The sequence below is a fragment of the Streptomyces prasinopilosus genome (genome assembly GCF_001419695.1).
GTDB classification, from domain to species: Bacteria; Actinomycetota; Actinomycetes; order Streptomycetales; family Streptomycetaceae; genus Streptomyces; species Streptomyces prasinopilosus.
This window is the reverse complement of the sequence record NZ_LIRG01000103.1, coordinates 1-16,267: the sequence shown is the minus strand read 5'-3', so window position 1 is coordinate 16,267 and position 16,267 is coordinate 1. Positions and strand designations below refer to the sequence as shown.

Genomic DNA, 16,267 nt, shown 5'->3' with positions numbered 1-16,267 from the left:
AGCCGCGCAGGCCGGGGCGGTGGTCGGCGACCCCGCCGAGGACATCGCGGGGCTGGCGCTCGCCGTGGGTTCCCCGGCCGCCGTGCGCGCCGCCACCCTCGCCGGCTACGGCCCCCGCCCCTGCCTGCGCGGCTTGTGGCTGGCCCGCTGCGACGCGCTCCTGCACCTCGCCGAGGCGTTGCGCGGCGGGGCCACCGGCCGGCTGCCGCTGCTGCGCGTCCGGCTGCGCCGGGCCTGGGAGGCGATCCTGCTGGAGCGGGTGACGGACCTCGGCAGCGCGGACGACATGCCCTGAGGCCTGCCGTCCGGATCAGGTCGCAGGCGCGGGGTCCGGCACGCACCTCCGCCGCGTTGTCGTCACCCGCCGGCTCCCCCTCACGCTCGGCTGCGCCCGCGCGGGAGGAACCCCCTCGCGTCGACTCCCCCCTTCGCCTTGCGGCCGCACGCACCGGACCCCGCTCACCGGCGCCGACCAGGACCGTCGCCTCCCCGCGACCCGATCCGAACGGCAGGCCCCCGCCGCGCACCCGATCCGTGTGCCCCCGTCCGCGTGCCCCGGGCCGGTGGCGCCCCGGATCCTCAGTGCTGCAGCAGCACCGCCGCGCACTCGCCGGGAAGGTGCAGCACGCCGTCCGCGCCCGGCGCCCCGACGGGATCCCAGGCGGCGAGTACGCGCGCGTGCGGGACGCCCAGCGCGATCGCGGCCGGCTCACCGGCCAGGTTCACGGCCACCAGCACGTCCCCGCGCCGGAAGGCGAGCCAGCGCCGGTCCTCGTCGAAGACCACCTTGGTGTCGGCGAGGTCGGGGTCGGTGAGGTCCGGCTGTGCGTGACGCAGCGCGACGAGCTGCCGGTACCAGGCCAGCACGCGCGCGTGGGGTTCGCGCCGCGGCTCCGACCAGTCCAGGCAGGAGCGGTCCCGGGTGGCGGGGTCCTGCGGGTCGGGCACGTCCGCCGCGGCCCAGCCGTGCGCCGTGAACTCCCGCCGTCTGCCCTCGCGCACGGCCCGGGCGAGGTCGGCGTCGGTGTGGTCGGTGAAGAACTGCCAGGGCGTGCCCGCCGCCCACTCCTCGCCCATGAACAGCATCGGCGTGAACGGAGCGGTCAGCGTGAGGGCCGCCGCGCAGGCCAGCAGACCGGGGGAGACCAGCGCGGCCAGCCGGTCGCCCCGGGCCCGGTTGCCGATCTGGTCGTGGGTCTGGCTGTAGCCGAGGAGGCGGTGCCCGGCGATCCGCGTACGGTCCAGGGGCCGTCCGTGCCGCCGGCCGCGGAACGAGGAGTAGGTGCCGTCGTGGAAGAAGCCGCCGCGGAGCGTCTTGGCGACCGCCGCGAGCGGGGCGCGCGCGAAGTCGGCGTAGTAGCCCTGCGACTCACCGGTCAGCGCGGTGTGCAGGGCGTGGTGGAAGTCGTCGTTCCACTGGGCGTGCAGCCCGAGGCCGCCGTCCGCGCGGGAGGTGACGTACCGGGGGTCGTTGCGGTCCGACTCGGCGATCAGGAACAGCGGCCGGCCGGTGTCCGCCGACAGGGCGTCCACGGCCGCCGCCAGTTCCTCGAGGAAGGGGAGGGCGCGCGTGTCCGCCAGCGCGTGCACCGCGTCCAGGCGCAGCCCGTCGATCCGGTAGTCCCGCAGCCACGCCAGCGCGCTCTGCACGAGGTAGCTCCGCACCTCGTCCGAGCCGGGGGCGTCCAGGTTGACGGCGGCGCCCCACGGGGTGTGATGGGTGTCGGTGAAGTACGGGCCGAACCGCGGAAGGTGGTTGCCGGAGGGCCCCAGATGGTTGTGCACCACGTCGAGGACGACGCCCAGCCCCAGGGAGTGGGCCCGGTCGACGAACCGTTTCAACCCCTCGGGTCCCCCGTAGGGCTCGTGCACCGCCCACAACGAGACGCCCTCGTACCCCCATCCGTGGCGGCCGGGGAAGGGGCACACGGGCATCAGCTCCACATGGGTGACACCCAGCCCGGCGAGGTGCTCCAGCCGCTCGGCGGCGGCGTCGAACGTGCCCTCCCCCGTGTACGTGCCCACGTGCAGCTCGTACAGGACGGCGCCGGGCAGTGGACGCCCGTCCCAGGCCGCGCGCCAGGCGAACCTGTCGTGGTCGACGACGGCGCTCTGCCCGTCGGGCCCGTCCGGCTGCCGGCGCGAGCGCGGATCGGGCAGGACCGGCCCGCCGTCCAGCGCGAAGCCGTACCGGGAGCCGTCCCGCGCGTCCGCCTCGCCCCGCCACCACCCCTCCCGTTCCGGATCCCGTGCCAGAGCACGCGTGACGCCGTCGCACCGGAGCGTCACCTCGTCGGCCTGTGGTGCCCACACCTCGAACTGCACGGACGGTTCCCCTTCGTCTGCTCACCGTGATGTAGCCCGTCCATCGTGCGGCATCGGAGATCGATCCGCCGGTGAATGTTCCCTTTGCGGCGGGTGTCGCCGCCTCCGGGGGCGGGGGCGGCCGCGCGGTGCCCGTGCCGTCTCCTGGACAGCCCGGCCCGTACTGGCCGACAATCAGCAGCGTGACGTCGTCATTCGAGTTCAACACGTACCCCGCGCGGCTCTCCGACGTGGAGCGCGACAAGGCGCTGAAGGTACTGCGGGACGGCGCCGCGGTGGGGCGGCTGTCCCACGACACGTTCGTCCGGCGCATGGAGCTGGCGCTCGCGGCGCGGTCCCCCGAGGAACTCGTCCCGCTCACCGCCGACCTGCCCACCGAAGGCCGCTTCTCGCGCCTGCTGTTCGCCTCCGTGGAGTCGGTCTCCGGGTTCACGGTGCGGCTGCGCGGGGCCTGGCGGGCCGAGCGGCTGCCGAAGCTGCTGCTGCCCCACCCGGCGGCCGCCCACCCGCTGCGCATAGGACGCGACCCCGCCAACGGGCTGAGGCTGAACCACGAGACGGTCTCCCGCACGCACGCGGAACTCCACCGGCAGGGCGGCCTGTGGGTGCTGCGCGACCTCGGTTCCACCAACGGCACGACGGTGAACGGGCGTCGGGTGATCGGCGCGGCCGTCGTCCGGGAGGGCGACCAGATCGGCTTCGGGCGGATGACGTACCGGCTCACGGCGAACTGACCGTCCGCACGAGGCCGGACGGCGGTGGGACCCGCCGGCCCTGCCGCGCCCCAGGACGTGCTCGGCGGGTCGTACCGCGGGGGATCGAGAGCGCCTCTCCACCGCGGACGGGCGTGCCGCACCCCGCCGTCCGCGGCACGGCCCACCGGACGGGCCCCCAGCCCGACGTGACCGGCCGTCACGACCGCCGGTCACGGTCCGGCGGAGGCCCCGCCGGACCACCGGCTCCCCGACGCGCGGTGCGCCGGCCCTCGCGACCTCCGCGGGGCACACCGGACCCCGGCCGCACACCAGGTCGATCACCGGACGCGGGCCACGGCACCGCGTTCGAACCGGCCGGGTGCTGTCCGGGCACACCTTCCCGTTCGGGTGAGCCGGACTGGGGTTCCGCCGCCGTCGTGCCGATGCATCTGGCATGACGTACACCTCATCGAAAGCGGTACGGGGCGCCCTGCTGGCGGCCACCGCCCTCCTCGCCTGCCTCGTCCCCGCCCCCGCACAGGCCGCCCCGGACCCCCGGGACGCCGGCACCTCCGACACCTGGCTCGTCCTCGGCGTCGACCAGGGCGAGACCCGGACCGGTAGGGCCTCGGCCAGACTGCTCCTCTGCGACCCGCCCCAGGGCCACCCGCGCGCGGCCGACGCCTGCGCGGAACTCGCCGCGGCCGACGGCCGCATCACCGGCATCCCGGCCCGGGACACGCACTGCCCGATGGTCTACGCCCCGGTGACCGCGCACGCGTACGGGGAGTGGCGGGGGCGGCCGGTCGAGTACACGGAGACCTTCCCGAACCGGTGCGCGCTGGAGGCCCGGACCGGCTCCGTGTTCGCCCTGGACGAGTCGCGGCCCTCCTGAGGCCGGGGGAGCGGGCGCTTCAGCCCGCTCCCGTTCCGGCACCCGCGCGGGCGTGCCGCGCCGCCGCCACGACCGTGCGGACCTGATGCTCCACCTGGTGCGCCACGGACACCGGGCGGGCCCGGAAGTGCACGGCGAACGAGTCGCTCCACAGGGCGACCAGGTGCTCCAGCCGCGCCGCCGCGTGCGGGTCGCTCTCCCGCAGCTCCCGCCGCAGCATCGCCGCCGCCCGCAGCGGCACCCGGCGGGTGAACGCGTCCACGCTGCCCACGTACGCCCGGGTGCCGTCGGGCGGCCGGGCGCGGACCAGGTCCCCGGCCAGCCCCGGCACCAGCTCCAGCCCCCAGGTGGCGGCCCGCAGCAGCGGGCCGCCGGCGGTGCCGGCGCCCTCCATGGCCCCGGGCCGGGCCTTCTCCAGCACCCGCCGCACCTCGCGGGCGTCCCGCAGCAGCCGGTCCGCGAGATGCCGCAGCGCCTCGGCCGGGGCCGGGTGCGGCTCCGGATCGTCCACCAGGACGCCGGCCCACATCGGCACCTCGACGACCGCGGTCAGACCGCCGTACCGGTGGGGGCGGTACCAGGTGCTGTGCCGCGCGTCGTCCGGCAGACTCGGATACACCGCACCGGCCTCCGCCGCCGGCATCACCCGCACCCCGGGACCGGACGCCGGCCAGCCCGCCGCGTCCGAGGCGCCCGTCTCCACCGGGATGTGCAGTTCCGCGGCGGACTTGCCGAACGGCTCGGCGAGCCCCGGCACGTCCCTCGTCAGCTGGACCCAGCTGCCGCCCAGATCGGTCCCGTGCAGCGACACCTGGAGGTAGGGCCGCAGTTCGTCGATGACCCCGGTCAGGGCCAGGGTCTCGGGCGGCAGCAGGTCGGGCGGCAGGACCGAGGGGGCCCACTCCGGCTGTTCCCGGCCGGCGGGACGGAAGAAGCCCAGGTGGTAGTCGTACAGGCTGTCCGGCTCCGTCGCCGTGTGGAGGCTCGCCCCGTCGGGGTCCGCGCACAGCAGGAAGTGCCAGGACGTGCCGTCCCGCAGCTCCGGCTCCGCCACGACCCGCCGGGCCAGCGCGAGCAGGGTGCCCCCGCCGGCCGGCTCGTTGGCATGGGCGCCCGCCACCACCAGCACGGCACGCCGGGCGTGGCCCACGGACAGCAGGTGCAGCGGCCGTCCCGCGCGGGAGAGTCCCACCTGCCGCAGGACGCACAGACCGGGCCGTCGGGCCGTCAGGGCGCGGGAGGAGGAGACGAGTTCGGCCACCGTCGGGTGGCGCTGCTCCGGCAGGAGACTCACCCCCCGTCAATCACCCGTCGTCGCACACCGCAGTACCCCACGGCCGCGGACCGCTGTCAAGGGTGCGGCGGGCGAGGCCCTCCCCGGGGGGCGCGGCACGGACGACCGGCGTCCGCACCCCGGCGTCCCGCCCGGGGCGCGGCCCCGCGCCTTCTCCCGGGCAGGGCTCCGCGCCCCGGGGCGGGTCCTACGCTCCGTCCGGCTCCCCGGTCCGCTCCAGCAGTGCCACCGGTGACCGCTCGAACAGCTCCGCCACGCGCACGCGCCCGGTGAGCTCCCGCCCGGGCTCCAGCACGTCGGCCCACCGGCCCGGGGGCAGCGCCAGCAGGGTCTCCCGCCAGCCCCCCGCCTCCGCCAGCCGCAGCGGCAGCCGGGTCACGGCGGTCAGCACCGCACCGGACCGCACGAACGCCACGCAGTGCGCCTCCCCGGGCCCCTCGGCGGCCAGCGGCTCGTACGACGCGGTGTCGCCGAACACCCCGGGCCGCCGCCTCCGCAACCGCAGCGCGGCCCGCGTCACCGCCGCTTTCTCGCTGTCGCCGCCGTCCGTCCCCCCGGAAGGGAAGTCGACCGCGCGCCGGTTGTCCGGGTCCACCAGGGTCCGGCACTCGAACTCGGAGCCCTGGTAGACGTCGGGCACGCCCGGCATCGTCAGATGGACCAGGGCGGTGCCCAGCACGTTCGCGCGGACGTACGGCTCCAGCGAGGCCCGGAACCGCGCCACCCGGTCGCCCGTGGCCCCGCACGGCCCGGCCGCCACGAACCGGGCCACCGCCTCCTCGTACGCGGGTTCCGGCTCCGTCCAGCTCGTGTGCATGCCCGCCTCGCGCACGTGCTTGAGCAGCGCGCCCGTCACCCGCTCCGGGTCCGCCGGGCCCAGCGCGAACACCGTCTGCCAGGCCGCCCACGCCATCTGCGGGTCCGGTACGCCCTCGCCGACATGGGTCACCTCCGCCAGGACGTCCGCCCACGCCCCGGGACACTCGGTGAGCACGTGGAGCGCGGCCCGCACGTCGGCGCTGCGCTTGGTGTCGTGCGTGGAGACGACGGTGCCGGACGCCGGCCAGTCGCGCTGCACGCGCGCGCAGTACGCGTGGAACCGCTCCGGGGACAGCGCCGGAGCACCCGGATTGCCGCCCACCTCCGTCGCCGACAGCAGCGGCACGTAGCGGTAGAACGCCGTGTCCTCCACCGATTTGGCCCGCAGCGCCGACGCGGTCTGCGCGAACCGCGTACGGAACTCCACCTGCCCCGGCCCGTCGCCGTACCGCCCGAGCACCAGGTCCCGTACGACGTCCACCGCCCCGGCCTCCTCGGGGACGACGAAGACGCGGCGGGCACCGGCCGCGGCCTCCTCGGTGACCACGCCGGCCGGGTCCACGGACGCGTAGGGCCGGTACACCTCGAGCCGGACCAGCAGTTCCTCCAGCGCGGTGCGCAGGGCCCAGGGCGCACGGTCGCGCAGCGCGGGTTCGGGGGAGGCCGCGCACAGGCGGTGGGCCACCCGGGTCAGCCGGTCGACCTCGGCCGTCAGCTCGTGCGTGAGCACCTTGTACGCGGCCCGCCGCACCGTCGCCTCCCACGCGCCGCCCCGGTCCGGCTGCGGCGCCGCGAACCGGCGGTACCGGCCGAGCAGTTCCCCGGCCCCCGCCGGGTCCGTGAACAGGCCGTCCACGTGCCGCAGGGCGTCGTAGCCGGTGGTGCCCGCGACCGGCCAGGAAGCGGGGAGCGGCTCACCGTCGGCGAGGATCTTCTCCACCACGGTCCAGCGGCCCCCGGTCGACTCGTGCAGCCGCCGCAGGTACCCGTCCGGGTCGGCGAGCCCGTCCGGGTGATCGACCCGCAGCCCGTCGACGACCCCCTCGCGCAGCAGCTGGAGGATCTTGGCGTGGGTGGCGTCGAACACCTCGGGGTCCTCCACCCGCACGCCGATCAGCTCGGAGATGCTGAAGAACCGGCGGTAGTTGAGCTCGGTGCGGGCCAGCCGCCACCACGCCGGGCGGTACCACTGGGCGTCCAGGAGCTGCGGCAGCGGCAGGTGGGCGGTGCCCTCGCGCAGCGGGAACGCGTGGTCGTGGTAGCGCAGCACGTCGCCGTCCACCTTCAGGTGGCCGAGCTCGGCGCCGAGCGGCCCGCCCAGCACCGGCAGCAGCATCCGGCCGTCCTGCGCCTCCCAGTCGATGTCGAACCAGCGGGCGTGGCGCGAGGAGGGTCCCTCGCGCAGCACCTCCCACAGGGCCCGGTTGTGGCGCGGGGACATCGCCATGTGGTTCGGGACGATGTCCACGACCAGGCCGAGGCCGTGCTCCCGCGCGGTGCGCGACAGGTCCCGCAGCGCCCGCTCGCCGCCCAGTTCCCCGCGCACGCGCCCGTGGTCCACCACGTCGTAGCCGTGCCGCGAGCCCGGCACCGCCTCCAGGACCGGCGACAGGTGCAGGTGGGACACGCCGAGCGAGGCCAGGTACGGCACGGCGGCCGCCGCGGCGGCGAACGGGAAGTCGGGCTGCAGCTGCAGCCGGTACGTGGCGGTGGGCACCGACGGCTCGGATCGCTCAGGTCGCTCAGAGGTCATGCAGACCTACGTACCCGTCCCGCCGCCCTTCCTGTCAACAGTCCCTCCGCTGCCGCGCCCCCTCTCCGCGCCCCCTCTCCGCGTCACCCCGCCGCGCCGCCCGTCACACCGGCCGCTGGAGCACCGTCAGGCTCCGGTCGGCCAGGGTCAGCCGGGTGCCGGCCCGCACCTTCGGACCGGTGCCCGGCGGTACGCCGTCCTCGCCGGCCGTGTCGACGACCACCTGCCACTGCCGGCCGTGGTCGACGGGCACCACGAACTCCAGTGGGCCGGGGGAGGCGTTGAACATCAGCAGGAACGAGTCGTCCGTGATCCGCTCCCCGCGCTGGCCGGGCTCCGAGATCGCGTTGCCGTTGAGGAACACCGTCAGCGCCGAGGCGTGCGCCCGGTCCCAGTCCCGCTGGGTCATCTCCGTCCCCTCGGGGGTGAACCAGGCGATGTCGGACAGGTCGTCGTGGGTGCCCTCGACCGGCCGGCCGTGGAAGAAGCGGCGCCTGCGGAAGACGGGGTGCTCCTTGCGCAGCCCCACCATCGCACGCGTGAAGGCGAGCATCCGCAGGCGGGCGTCGTCACCGCCGTCCGCGCCGGACCCGCCGTCGCCGTCCCCGCCGCGCCTCTCCCGCTCCGAGGGCCAGTCGAGCCAGGCCAGTTCGTTGTCCTGGCAGTAGGCGTTGTTGTTGCCGCGCTGGGTGCGGGCCACCTCGTCGCCGTGGCTGATCATCGGCACGCCCTGGGAGAGCATCAGCGTGGCGATGAAGTTCCGCATCTGCCGGGCCCGCAGCCGCAGCACGTCCGGGTCGTCGGTGTCGCCCTCGACACCGCTGTTCCAGGAGCGGTTGTGGCTCTCGCCGTCCCGGTTGTCCTCGCCGTTGGCGTCGTTGCGCTTGTCGTTGTAGGAGACGAGGTCGTGCAGGGTGAAACCGTCGTGGCAGGTCACGAAGTTGATCGAGGCCAGCGGGCGGCGCCCGTCGTCCTGGTAGAGGTCGGAGGAGCCGGTGAGCCGGGAGGCGAACTCGGCGAGCGCGCGCGGTTCGCCCCGCCACAGGTCGCGCACGGTGTCGCGGTACTTGCCGTTCCACTCGGTCCACAACGGCGGGAAGTTGCCCACCTGGTAGCCGCCCTCGCCCACGTCCCACGGCTCCGCGATCAGCTTCACCTGCGAGACCACCGGGTCCTGCTGCACCAGGTCGAAGAACGACGACAGCCGGTCCACCTCGTGGAACTGCCGGGCCAGGGTCGCCGCGAGGTCGAAGCGGAACCCGTCGACGTGCATCTCGGTGACCCAGTACCGCAACGAGTCCATGATCATCTGGAGGACGTGCGGGGACCGCATGAGCAGGGAGTTCCCGGTGCCCGTCGTGTCCATGTAGTAGCGGGGGTCGTCGGTCAGACGGTAGTACGAAGGGTTGTCGATGCCCTTGAAGGACAGCGTCGGGCCCAGGTGGTTGCCCTCGGCGGTGTGGTTGTAGACGACGTCGAGGATGACCTCGATCCCGGCCTCGTGCAGGGCCTTCACCGCCGACTTGAACTCCAGCACCTGCTGGCCGCGGTCGCCCCAGGAGGCGTAGGCGTTGTGCGGGGCGAAGAACCCGATGGTGTTGTAGCCCCAGTAGTTGTTCAGGCCCATGTCCACCAGGCGGTGGTCGTTGACGAACTGGTGGACCGGCATCAGCTCCAGCGCCGTCACGCCGAGTTCGGTCAGGTGCTCGATCACCGCGGGGTGGGCCAGACCCGCGTAGGTGCCGCGCAGCTCCTCGGGCAGCCCCGGATGGCGCATGGTGAGACCCTTGACGTGGGCCTCGTAGATCACCGTGTGGTGGTACTCCGTCCGAGGCGGCCGGTCGTCGCCCCAGTCGAAGTACGGGTTGACCACGACCGACGTCATCGTGTGCGGGGCGGAGTCCAGGTCGTTGCGCCGGTCGGGCGCGTCGAAGTGGTAGCCGTACACCTCCTCGCCCCACCGGACCGACCCGCTGATCGCACGCGCGTACGGGTCGAGCAGCAGTTTCGCCGAATTGCAGCGCAGCCCCCGCTCGGGGGCGTACGGCCCGTGGACACGGAAGCCGTACCGCTGTCCCGGCATGACGCCGGGCAGGTACGCGTGCCGTACGAACGCGTCGCTCTCGCGCAGTTCGACCGCCGTTTCGGAGCCGTCGTCGTGCAACAGACACAGCTCCACTCGGTCCGCGGCCTCCGTGAAGACCGCGAAGTTCGTGCCGGCGCCGTCGTACGCGGCACCGAGGGGATACGCCTCGCCAGGCCAGACCTGCATGGACACGACTCTTCCAGGTGTACGGCCCCCGTGGGGGCGCCTTGGCCGGAGTGTCGGCGTGTCGTCCCGCCGGGGCGCTCCTGTCGCACCGTTTGTCGGGCCGGGGCCCCGCGGTCGCCGCACCGCCGCCGGCGTCTCCCGCCCGAGGCGGGCCCTCCGGCTCCTCCGCGCCCGCGCCACGGCCGCAACCTCTGTGCCCCTCCTGTGACTTCGTCCACTTCCGCCGGGCATGCATAGCAGAACGATGGTGTGCGGGGCGGAAGTTGAGAAACGACACCGTCATCGGGCTGCACCGCACACCGCAAGCGGAGTACTCTCCTTGATCGTTGGGGCTGGGAGTGCTCGGGGGAGCGGAAGGCGGTGCGCGGGTGGGCTCGGGAGGGCTGGAGCTGCCCCCTGGTGACGAGGGTCACGAGGGGAACTCCACGGACGTCCCGCCCGGTGCGGTGTCCCTGGCGCGGCCGATGGACGCGGGATCGATCGGGCCGGACCTGGACTGGGGCGCCGACGCCTGGCGCGAGGTGCGGACCCGGGCCCAGCGGGCCGGCCGCGCCTACATCTGGCTGAACCTCGTCGAGCAGCGGCTGCGCTCGGTGGTGGCCGCCGTGCTGCGGCCCGTCTACGAGCCCGTGCACGGCGACGGCTGGGTGGTCGCCGCCGCCGGACCCGCCGGGCAGGAGTGGGTGCAGCGCGCGGCCGCGGTGCGCGAGGTCAGCCGCCGCAAGGGCTACCTGCTGGACCCGGCCGACGACAACGTCCTCTCCTTCCTCACGCTTCCGCAGCTGCGCGAACTGATGGTCCAGCACTGGCCCTGCTTCGAGCCGTACTTCGACGACCGCCGGGACGTCGAACTCGCCCTGGACGAGCTCGAGGTGACCCGCAACGTCGTCTCCCGCAACCGGGCGCTGTCCGAGGCGGTGCTGAACCAGGCCGAGCGGGCCTCCGCGCGGCTGCTGGAGATGCTCGGCGCGGGCGGGGACGTCCCGTCCGCCCGCCGGCTGCCCGTCGACGCGGTGGAGGACCTGATCGGCGACCGGTACGCGGACGTGGTCGCCGTCCACCCCGACCGGGTGCGGCTGCTGCGCCAGTTCCCGGCCGAGGACATCTTCGGCGGCGCCCGCCGCCTGGACGCCATCGGCATAGGCCTCAACCTGCTGGTGCAGAACTTCTCCGGACGCCGCCTGGTGCGGCTCGCCGAGGCCGGCTGCCGGGTGCGGCTGCTGTTCCTGAACCCGGCCTCCAGCGCGGTCAAGCGCCGCGAGCGCGAACTCGGTCTGCGGCGCGGGGAACTGGGCCGCGCGGTCGAGATGAACATCCTCCACATGCGCCGGGTGCGGTCCCGGCTGCGGGACCCGGGCGCCTTCGAGATCCACGTGTACGACGAGACGCCCCGCTGCACGGCGTACCTCGTCGACGGGGACGGCGCCGACGGCGTCGGCGTGGTGCAGAACCACCTGCGCCGGGCCCGGGGGATGGAGGCACCGGTGCTGGTGCTGCGCAACGGCGGCAAGGTGGTCAGGCCGGGCGAGGCCGAGGAGGGCGGGCTGTTCCCCACGTACCGCGAGGAATTCGAGCAGATGTGGGTGGATTCGCGCCCGGTGTCGTGAAAGGGCCGTACGGGCGAACGGAACGCGGCCCCGGGGTTGTCAGTGGTGCGTGCGAAGGTAAGAAGCACTGGGGGAACGCACCACACGGAAGGGGGCCACCCATGGGCTGGCACCGGGAGCCGCCGATCGGCTCCGGCCCGGAGGCGACGGGCACCGACCCGCGCGAGGCACGCGCCGTCACCGCGGCGGTCGGGCGATGAGCTGGATCACCGGGCCCCTGGTGGCCTTCGACCTGGAGACCACGGGCACGGACGTCGAGACCGACCGCATCGTCACCGCGGCGGTCGTGCGGCTGGAGCCGGACGGCGCCGTGTCGGCGGAGCGGACGTGGCTGCTCGATCCCGGGGTGGCGATACCGGAGCAGGCCTCGGCCATCCACGGCATCTCGACGGACCACGCCCGCGAGCACGGGGTCCCGCCGGCGTCCGCGGTCGAGGACATCGCCCGGGCCGTCACCGAGGTCCTGCGCTCGGGGACGCCCGTGGTCGTGATGAACGCGCGCTACGACCTGTCGCTGCTGGACCGCGAGTGCCGGCGGCACGGACTGGAGTCGGTCACCGAGCGGCTGGGCGGCGTGCCCTCACCGGTCATCGATCCCCTGGTGCTCGACAAGCACGTCGACAGGTACCGGAAGGGCAGGCGCGCCCTGCACGCGCTGTGCGCGCACTACGGGGTGTCGCTCGACGACGCGCACGACGCGAGGGCGGACGCGGTGGCCGCCGCCCGTGTGGTGCGGCGCATGGGGGAGAAGTACCAGTCCGTCGGGGCGATGTCCCTGACGGCCCTGCAGGAGCTCCAGGTGCGCGCGGCGGCCGGGCAGGCGGCCTCCCTGCAGGCGTACCTGCGGCGGACCGCGGACCCGGCGGCGGTCGTCGAGCCGGCCTGGCCGGTCGTCCCGCGCAGCCCGCGGACCGGGCCGGCCGAGGCCCCCCGCGAGCGGGAGCCCGGCGGCCCCGAGACCGCGCCGCCGTCCGGGACCGCTCCCGGGCAAGCGCCTTAGAGGCCGCGCGGGAAGGCCGGGCGCGCCGGCCAGACCCGGCCCGTGAAGATCACCCGGCCTGTTCCCGCGGGTCCGCTGCGGGAGCCGGCGCCGGCATGCGCCAGGCCACGACCGCACCGGTCACGAGTCCCACGGCGGCCAGCAGGGTGGCGACCAGGAACGGATCGAAGGAGTGCAGGGCCGGGGCGAACCCGATCCCGACGCAGACCGCCGCCCCGGTCGCACCGCCCAACTGGTCGGCCGCGCGCTGGATGCCCGAGGCGATCCCGGCGTCGTCCTCGGTGACGCCGCCGACCGCGACGTACTGCAGCCCCACGAGGCCGAACCCCATCCCGGCCGCGATCAGGAGCATGGCCGGGACCATCGCCACCCCGTCCGCCCGCAGGACCGAGACGAGCGCGATCGCGGCCATCGCGGCCGCGGTGAACCCGATGCCGGCCAGCACACACGCGCGTGCTCCCCAGCGGCCCAGCAGCCGGGGCACGAGCATGGAGAACACGATCAGCGAGACCGCCAGGGGCAGCATCGTCAGGCCCGCACCCAGCGGGCCGATGCCCGCGCGGTCCTGCAGGTAGAAGGTGAACAGCAGGAACGAGGTCGACAACCCCCCGCTCAGCAGCATCGTGGTCAGGTTGGCCGCCACCCGCGTGCGGTGGGCGAAGAAGTGCAGCGGCAGCAGCGGGTTGCGCGAGCGCGCCTCGACCCGCACGAACCCGACCCCGGCGGCCACCGCCCCGGCCAGCGCCCCCGGGGCCGCCCATGCCGGCGTTCCGGGCCCACCGGCCTCGACCACGCCGAAGGTGAACAGCAGCGGACAGGCGGTCAGCAGCAGCGCGCCGGAAAGGTCCAGCGGCGAATCGTCCCGGGCCGCGGGACGGTCACCCTCGACCAGGAAGACGGCCGCCGGCAGCACGACCAGGATGAACGGAACCGAGACCAGGAAGATCCACCGCCACCCCAGGTGGGCGGTGAGGAGTCCGGACAGGACGAATCCGAGCACGAGACCGCAGCTGGCCACCGCCGCCCACACGCTCAGGGCCCGCGACCGGCGCGGGCCCTCGGGGAACATCAGGACGATGGTGGCCATCGCGGCGGGCAGCGCGACGGCCTCACCGGCACCCTGCAGCAGGCGCGCGGCCACCAGCAGGGCGAACGTGGGGGCCAGGCCTGCCAGCAGGGACGCGGCGCCGAACAGGCCGGTGCCGAGCAGCAGCACGCGTCGCCGCCCGAACAGGTCGCCCAGCCGGCCACCGAGCATCAGCATCCCGCCACCGGTGACCGTGTACCCGACCACGACCCAGGTCAGGGTGTGCCCGTCGACGTCGAAGGCGGCGCCGATCGAGGGCAGGGCGACGTTGACCACGGTCACGTCGACCGCGATGAAGAACTGCAGCATGGACATCGCGCACAGCACCAGCCGTGCGCGTGCGGGGGACGGGCTGTGCCCGCGTGAAGGAAGGGTGTCTGGGAACATCGGGTGCTCCGTTGCTCAGAGGAAGCTCTGAGCAGCACGAACGTGCCGCTCCGGTCCGATCACGAAGCGGCTGGACGTCCGGGAAGGGTGTGGGCCGAACGTCCCGCCGCTAGCGGGACGTCCTGGTCACCGCGGCACAGGCGGCCGCGCACGAAGCAGCAGACATGCCGCGCACGCTACCAGGGAGGGGCGCTCAGGTCAGGCATCCACCCGATCCTCACGCCCTCGCTCGGGGAGCCGTTCACCAGAGATCCGAGGCACGGGAAGCTCGTCCTCGCCGAGTACCTGTCCGCGCGACCTCTCGGGGCCCGGCGGCGATTCCCGTCCGCCCCGCCGTGCCGCCGCCCCGCCGCGGACGGGCGCCCGGCGGCCGGGCTCCGGGTTCCGCGTGCCGCGCCCGGGTCAGAAGGGGTACCAGCGGACCGTCGGATCGCCGTCGCGCAGGGAGGCCACGCGGCGCTCGAACTCGGCCAGGGCCTTCGGGTTGCTCGGGGCGTGCTGGGCGACCCAGGCGCAGCTGGCCGTCTCCCGCGCGCCGCGCAGCACCGCGCAGCCCTCCCACTCGCGCACGTCCCAGCCGTAGGTCTCGGTGAAGGACGCGTACGCCCGCGCCGGCAGGCCGTAACGGTCGTGGGAGAGGGCCATGACCACCAGGTCGTGCTCGCGCAGATCCGCGGAGAAGGTCTCCAGGTCGACCAGGACCGGCCCGTCCGGCCCGACGTGCACGTTGCGGGGCAGCGCGTCCCCGTGGATCGGCCCCGGCGGCAGACGGGGCGTCAGGGCCGCGGCGGCCGCCGCGAAACCGTCCCGCCGCTCCCGCAGGTACGCCGCGTCCCGGGGGGCGATCACCTCGCCCGCGAGCCGCAGCCAGCGTTCCACGCCGCCCAGCAGCTCGCGGGGCGGCAGCCCGAAGGGGGGAGCGGGAAGGGCGTGGACCACCCGCAGCAGCGCGGCCAGGTCCCGGGGTTCGGCGGGCCGCACCGGTTCGGGCAGCCGGTGCCAGACCGTCACCGGGTGGCCGTCGACGAGCAGGGCGCGCGGCGCGGCGGCCCGCACCGCAGGCACGCCCTCCTCGGCGAGCCACAGCGCGATCGCCAGCGCCCGGCGGGCACCCTCCAGCAGACCGCTGTCGCGGCCCACCTTGACGACCAGGTCGCCGGCGGCGAACACCGCGTTCTCTCCCAGGGCGAGCAGCGGCGCCTCCCCGGCCGCGCGCCCCGGCAGCACGTCCGCCGCCACCAGGACGTCCCGCGCCCGTGCCTCGTCCATCCGCCCGCCTCCGTGGCCGTGCCTGTGCTCGTGTGTGCCGTCGGTCAGTCTCCCATTCGCACGGATCGGCGCCGTGCGCGGTGCCCGTCGGCGGCGGACCGCGGGCGCGGCGGCCACCGCGGGAGCCGGCGGCACCCTCAACCAATTGTACGAGACGTATCGTCTCGCCTAGAGTGCGGGGCATGACCGGTCCCGCACACATCGCCATGTTCTCCATCGCCGCCCACGGCCACGTGAACCCGAGCCTCGAGGTGATCCGCGAACTCGTGGCGCGCGGCCACCGGGTGACCTACGCGATCCCCCCGGCCCTCGCGGACAAGGTCGCCGCGACCGGCGCCGAGGTGAAGCCCTGGAACTCCGTCCTCCCCGGGCCCGACGACGACCCGGACGCCTGGGGCACCACCCTGCTGGACAACGTCGAACCGTTCCTCGACGACGCCGTCCAGGCCCTCCCCCAGCTGACGAAGGCGTACGAGGGGGACACCCCCGACCTGGTGCTGCACGACATCACCTCGTACCCCGCACGCGTGCTCGGCCACCGCTGGGGCGTGCCCGTGGTCTCCCTCTCGCCGAACCTCGTCGCCTGGGAGGGGTACGAGGAGGAGGTCGGCGAGCCGATGTGGGAGGAGGCGCTCAGGACCGAGCGGGGCCGGGCCTACCACGCCCGCTTCCGCGCCTGGCTGGAGGAGAACGGGATCACCGAGCACCCCGACCCGTTCGTGAGCCGTCCGGCCCGCTCCCTCGTCCTGATCCCCAGGGTGCTCCAGCCGAACGCGGACCGGGTCGACGAGAGCGTGCACACGTTCGTCGGCGCCTGCCGGGGCGACCGCGGCACGCAGGGGGAGTGGCAGCGGCCGGCCGGTG

Annotated in this window: 10 protein-coding genes and 2 pseudogenes; 6 read left to right on the top strand and 6 right to left on the bottom strand. The window is 74.7% G+C overall.

Annotated features, from left to right (window positions below):
* A pseudogene (locus tag AOK18_RS05705) lies at nucleotides 1–295 on the top strand (aminoglycoside phosphotransferase family protein); the annotation flags it as partial.
* Between the two features lie 284 nt (nucleotides 296–579).
* On the opposite strand, the gene treZ reads toward AOK18_RS05705, so the two are convergent.
* Complete coding sequence (treZ, locus tag AOK18_RS05700; protein WP_055693598.1) at nucleotides 580–2,325, bottom strand: malto-oligosyltrehalose trehalohydrolase; 1,746 nt, start codon at nucleotides 2,323–2,325, stop codon at nucleotides 580–582.
* A gap of 182 nt (nucleotides 2,326–2,507) precedes the next feature.
* Here treZ and AOK18_RS05695 point away from each other — a divergent pair, with 182 nt between their 5' ends.
* Nucleotides 2,508–3,059, top strand: a complete 552-nt coding sequence (locus tag AOK18_RS05695) for a DUF1707 and FHA domain-containing protein (RefSeq protein ID WP_055693597.1) — start codon at nucleotides 2,508–2,510, stop codon at nucleotides 3,057–3,059.
* A 415-nt stretch (nucleotides 3,060–3,474) separates the two neighbouring features.
* Nucleotides 3,475–3,915 carry an SSI family serine proteinase inhibitor gene (locus AOK18_RS05690; protein ID WP_055574326.1) on the top strand — a complete coding sequence of 147 codons (441 nt, stop codon included), beginning with the start codon at nucleotides 3,475–3,477 and terminating at the stop codon, nucleotides 3,913–3,915.
* A gap of 19 nt (nucleotides 3,916–3,934) precedes the next feature.
* On the opposite strand, the gene AOK18_RS05685 is transcribed toward AOK18_RS05690, so the two are convergent.
* The 3 genes from AOK18_RS05685 to glgX form a co-directional block, all read right to left on the bottom strand.
* On the bottom strand, nucleotides 3,935–5,209 hold the full coding sequence (locus AOK18_RS05685) for a M14 family zinc carboxypeptidase (RefSeq protein ID WP_055574327.1): 1,275 nt from the start codon (nucleotides 5,207–5,209) through the stop codon (nucleotides 3,935–3,937).
* A 187-nt stretch (nucleotides 5,210–5,396) separates the two neighbouring features.
* Entirely contained in the window at nucleotides 5,397–7,781 is a 2,385-nt protein-coding gene (treY, locus tag AOK18_RS05680; protein ID WP_055693596.1) for a malto-oligosyltrehalose synthase, read from the bottom strand.
* 103 nt (nucleotides 7,782–7,884) lie between these two features.
* Nucleotides 7,885–10,053 (bottom strand): glycogen debranching protein GlgX, encoded by a 2,169-nt coding sequence (gene glgX / locus AOK18_RS05675; RefSeq protein ID WP_055693600.1) that lies wholly within the window; start codon nucleotides 10,051–10,053, stop codon nucleotides 7,885–7,887.
* Between the two features lie 338 nt (nucleotides 10,054–10,391).
* Here glgX and AOK18_RS05670 point away from each other — a divergent pair, with 338 nt between their 5' ends.
* Both AOK18_RS05670 and AOK18_RS05665 read left to right on the top strand, forming a co-directional pair.
* Nucleotides 10,392–11,660: an SAV2148 family HEPN domain-containing protein gene (locus AOK18_RS05670; RefSeq protein ID WP_175400277.1), complete on the top strand. Its 1,269-nt coding sequence runs from the start codon at nucleotides 10,392–10,394 to the stop codon at nucleotides 11,658–11,660.
* 196 nt (nucleotides 11,661–11,856) lie between these two features.
* Nucleotides 11,857–12,660, top strand: coding sequence for a 3'-5' exonuclease (locus AOK18_RS05665; RefSeq protein WP_079104863.1), 804 nt, complete (start codon nucleotides 11,857–11,859; stop codon nucleotides 12,658–12,660).
* 49 nt (nucleotides 12,661–12,709) lie between these two features.
* On the opposite strand, the gene AOK18_RS05660 is transcribed toward AOK18_RS05665, so the two are convergent.
* Both AOK18_RS05660 and AOK18_RS05655 read right to left on the bottom strand, forming a co-directional pair.
* On the bottom strand, nucleotides 12,710–14,062 hold the full coding sequence (locus tag AOK18_RS05660; protein WP_055693595.1) for an MFS transporter: 1,353 nt from the start codon (nucleotides 14,060–14,062) through the stop codon (nucleotides 12,710–12,712).
* A 474-nt stretch (nucleotides 14,063–14,536) separates the two neighbouring features.
* Nucleotides 14,537–15,403, bottom strand: coding sequence for an aminoglycoside phosphotransferase family protein (locus tag AOK18_RS05655; RefSeq protein WP_055693594.1), 867 nt, complete (start codon nucleotides 15,401–15,403; stop codon nucleotides 14,537–14,539).
* 145 nt (nucleotides 15,404–15,548) lie between these two features.
* On the opposite strand from AOK18_RS05655, the pseudogene AOK18_RS05650 reads away from it, so the two are divergent.
* Nucleotides 15,549–16,267: pseudogene (locus tag AOK18_RS05650) on the top strand (glycosyltransferase); the annotation flags it as partial.

Excerpts from the sequence above, each read along its gene's own strand:
- AOK18_RS05690 (WP_055574326.1), top strand. The coding sequence starts at position 3,475 with ATGACGTACACCTCATCGAAAGCGGTACGGGGCGCCCTGCTGGCGGCC.
- treY (WP_055693596.1), bottom strand. The coding sequence starts at position 7,781 with ATGACCTCTGAGCGACCTGAGCGATCCGAGCCGTCGGTGCCCACCGCC.
- glgX (WP_055693600.1), bottom strand. The coding sequence starts at position 10,053 with ATGCAGGTCTGGCCTGGCGAGGCGTATCCCCTCGGTGCCGCGTACGAC.
- AOK18_RS05665 (WP_079104863.1), top strand. The coding sequence starts at position 11,857 with ATGAGCTGGATCACCGGGCCCCTGGTGGCCTTCGACCTGGAGACCACG.
- AOK18_RS05660 (WP_055693595.1), bottom strand. The coding sequence starts at position 14,062 with ATGTCCATGCTGCAGTTCTTCATCGCGGTCGACGTGACCGTGGTCAAC.
- AOK18_RS05655 (WP_055693594.1), bottom strand. The coding sequence starts at position 15,403 with ATGGACGAGGCACGGGCGCGGGACGTCCTGGTGGCGGCGGACGTGCTG.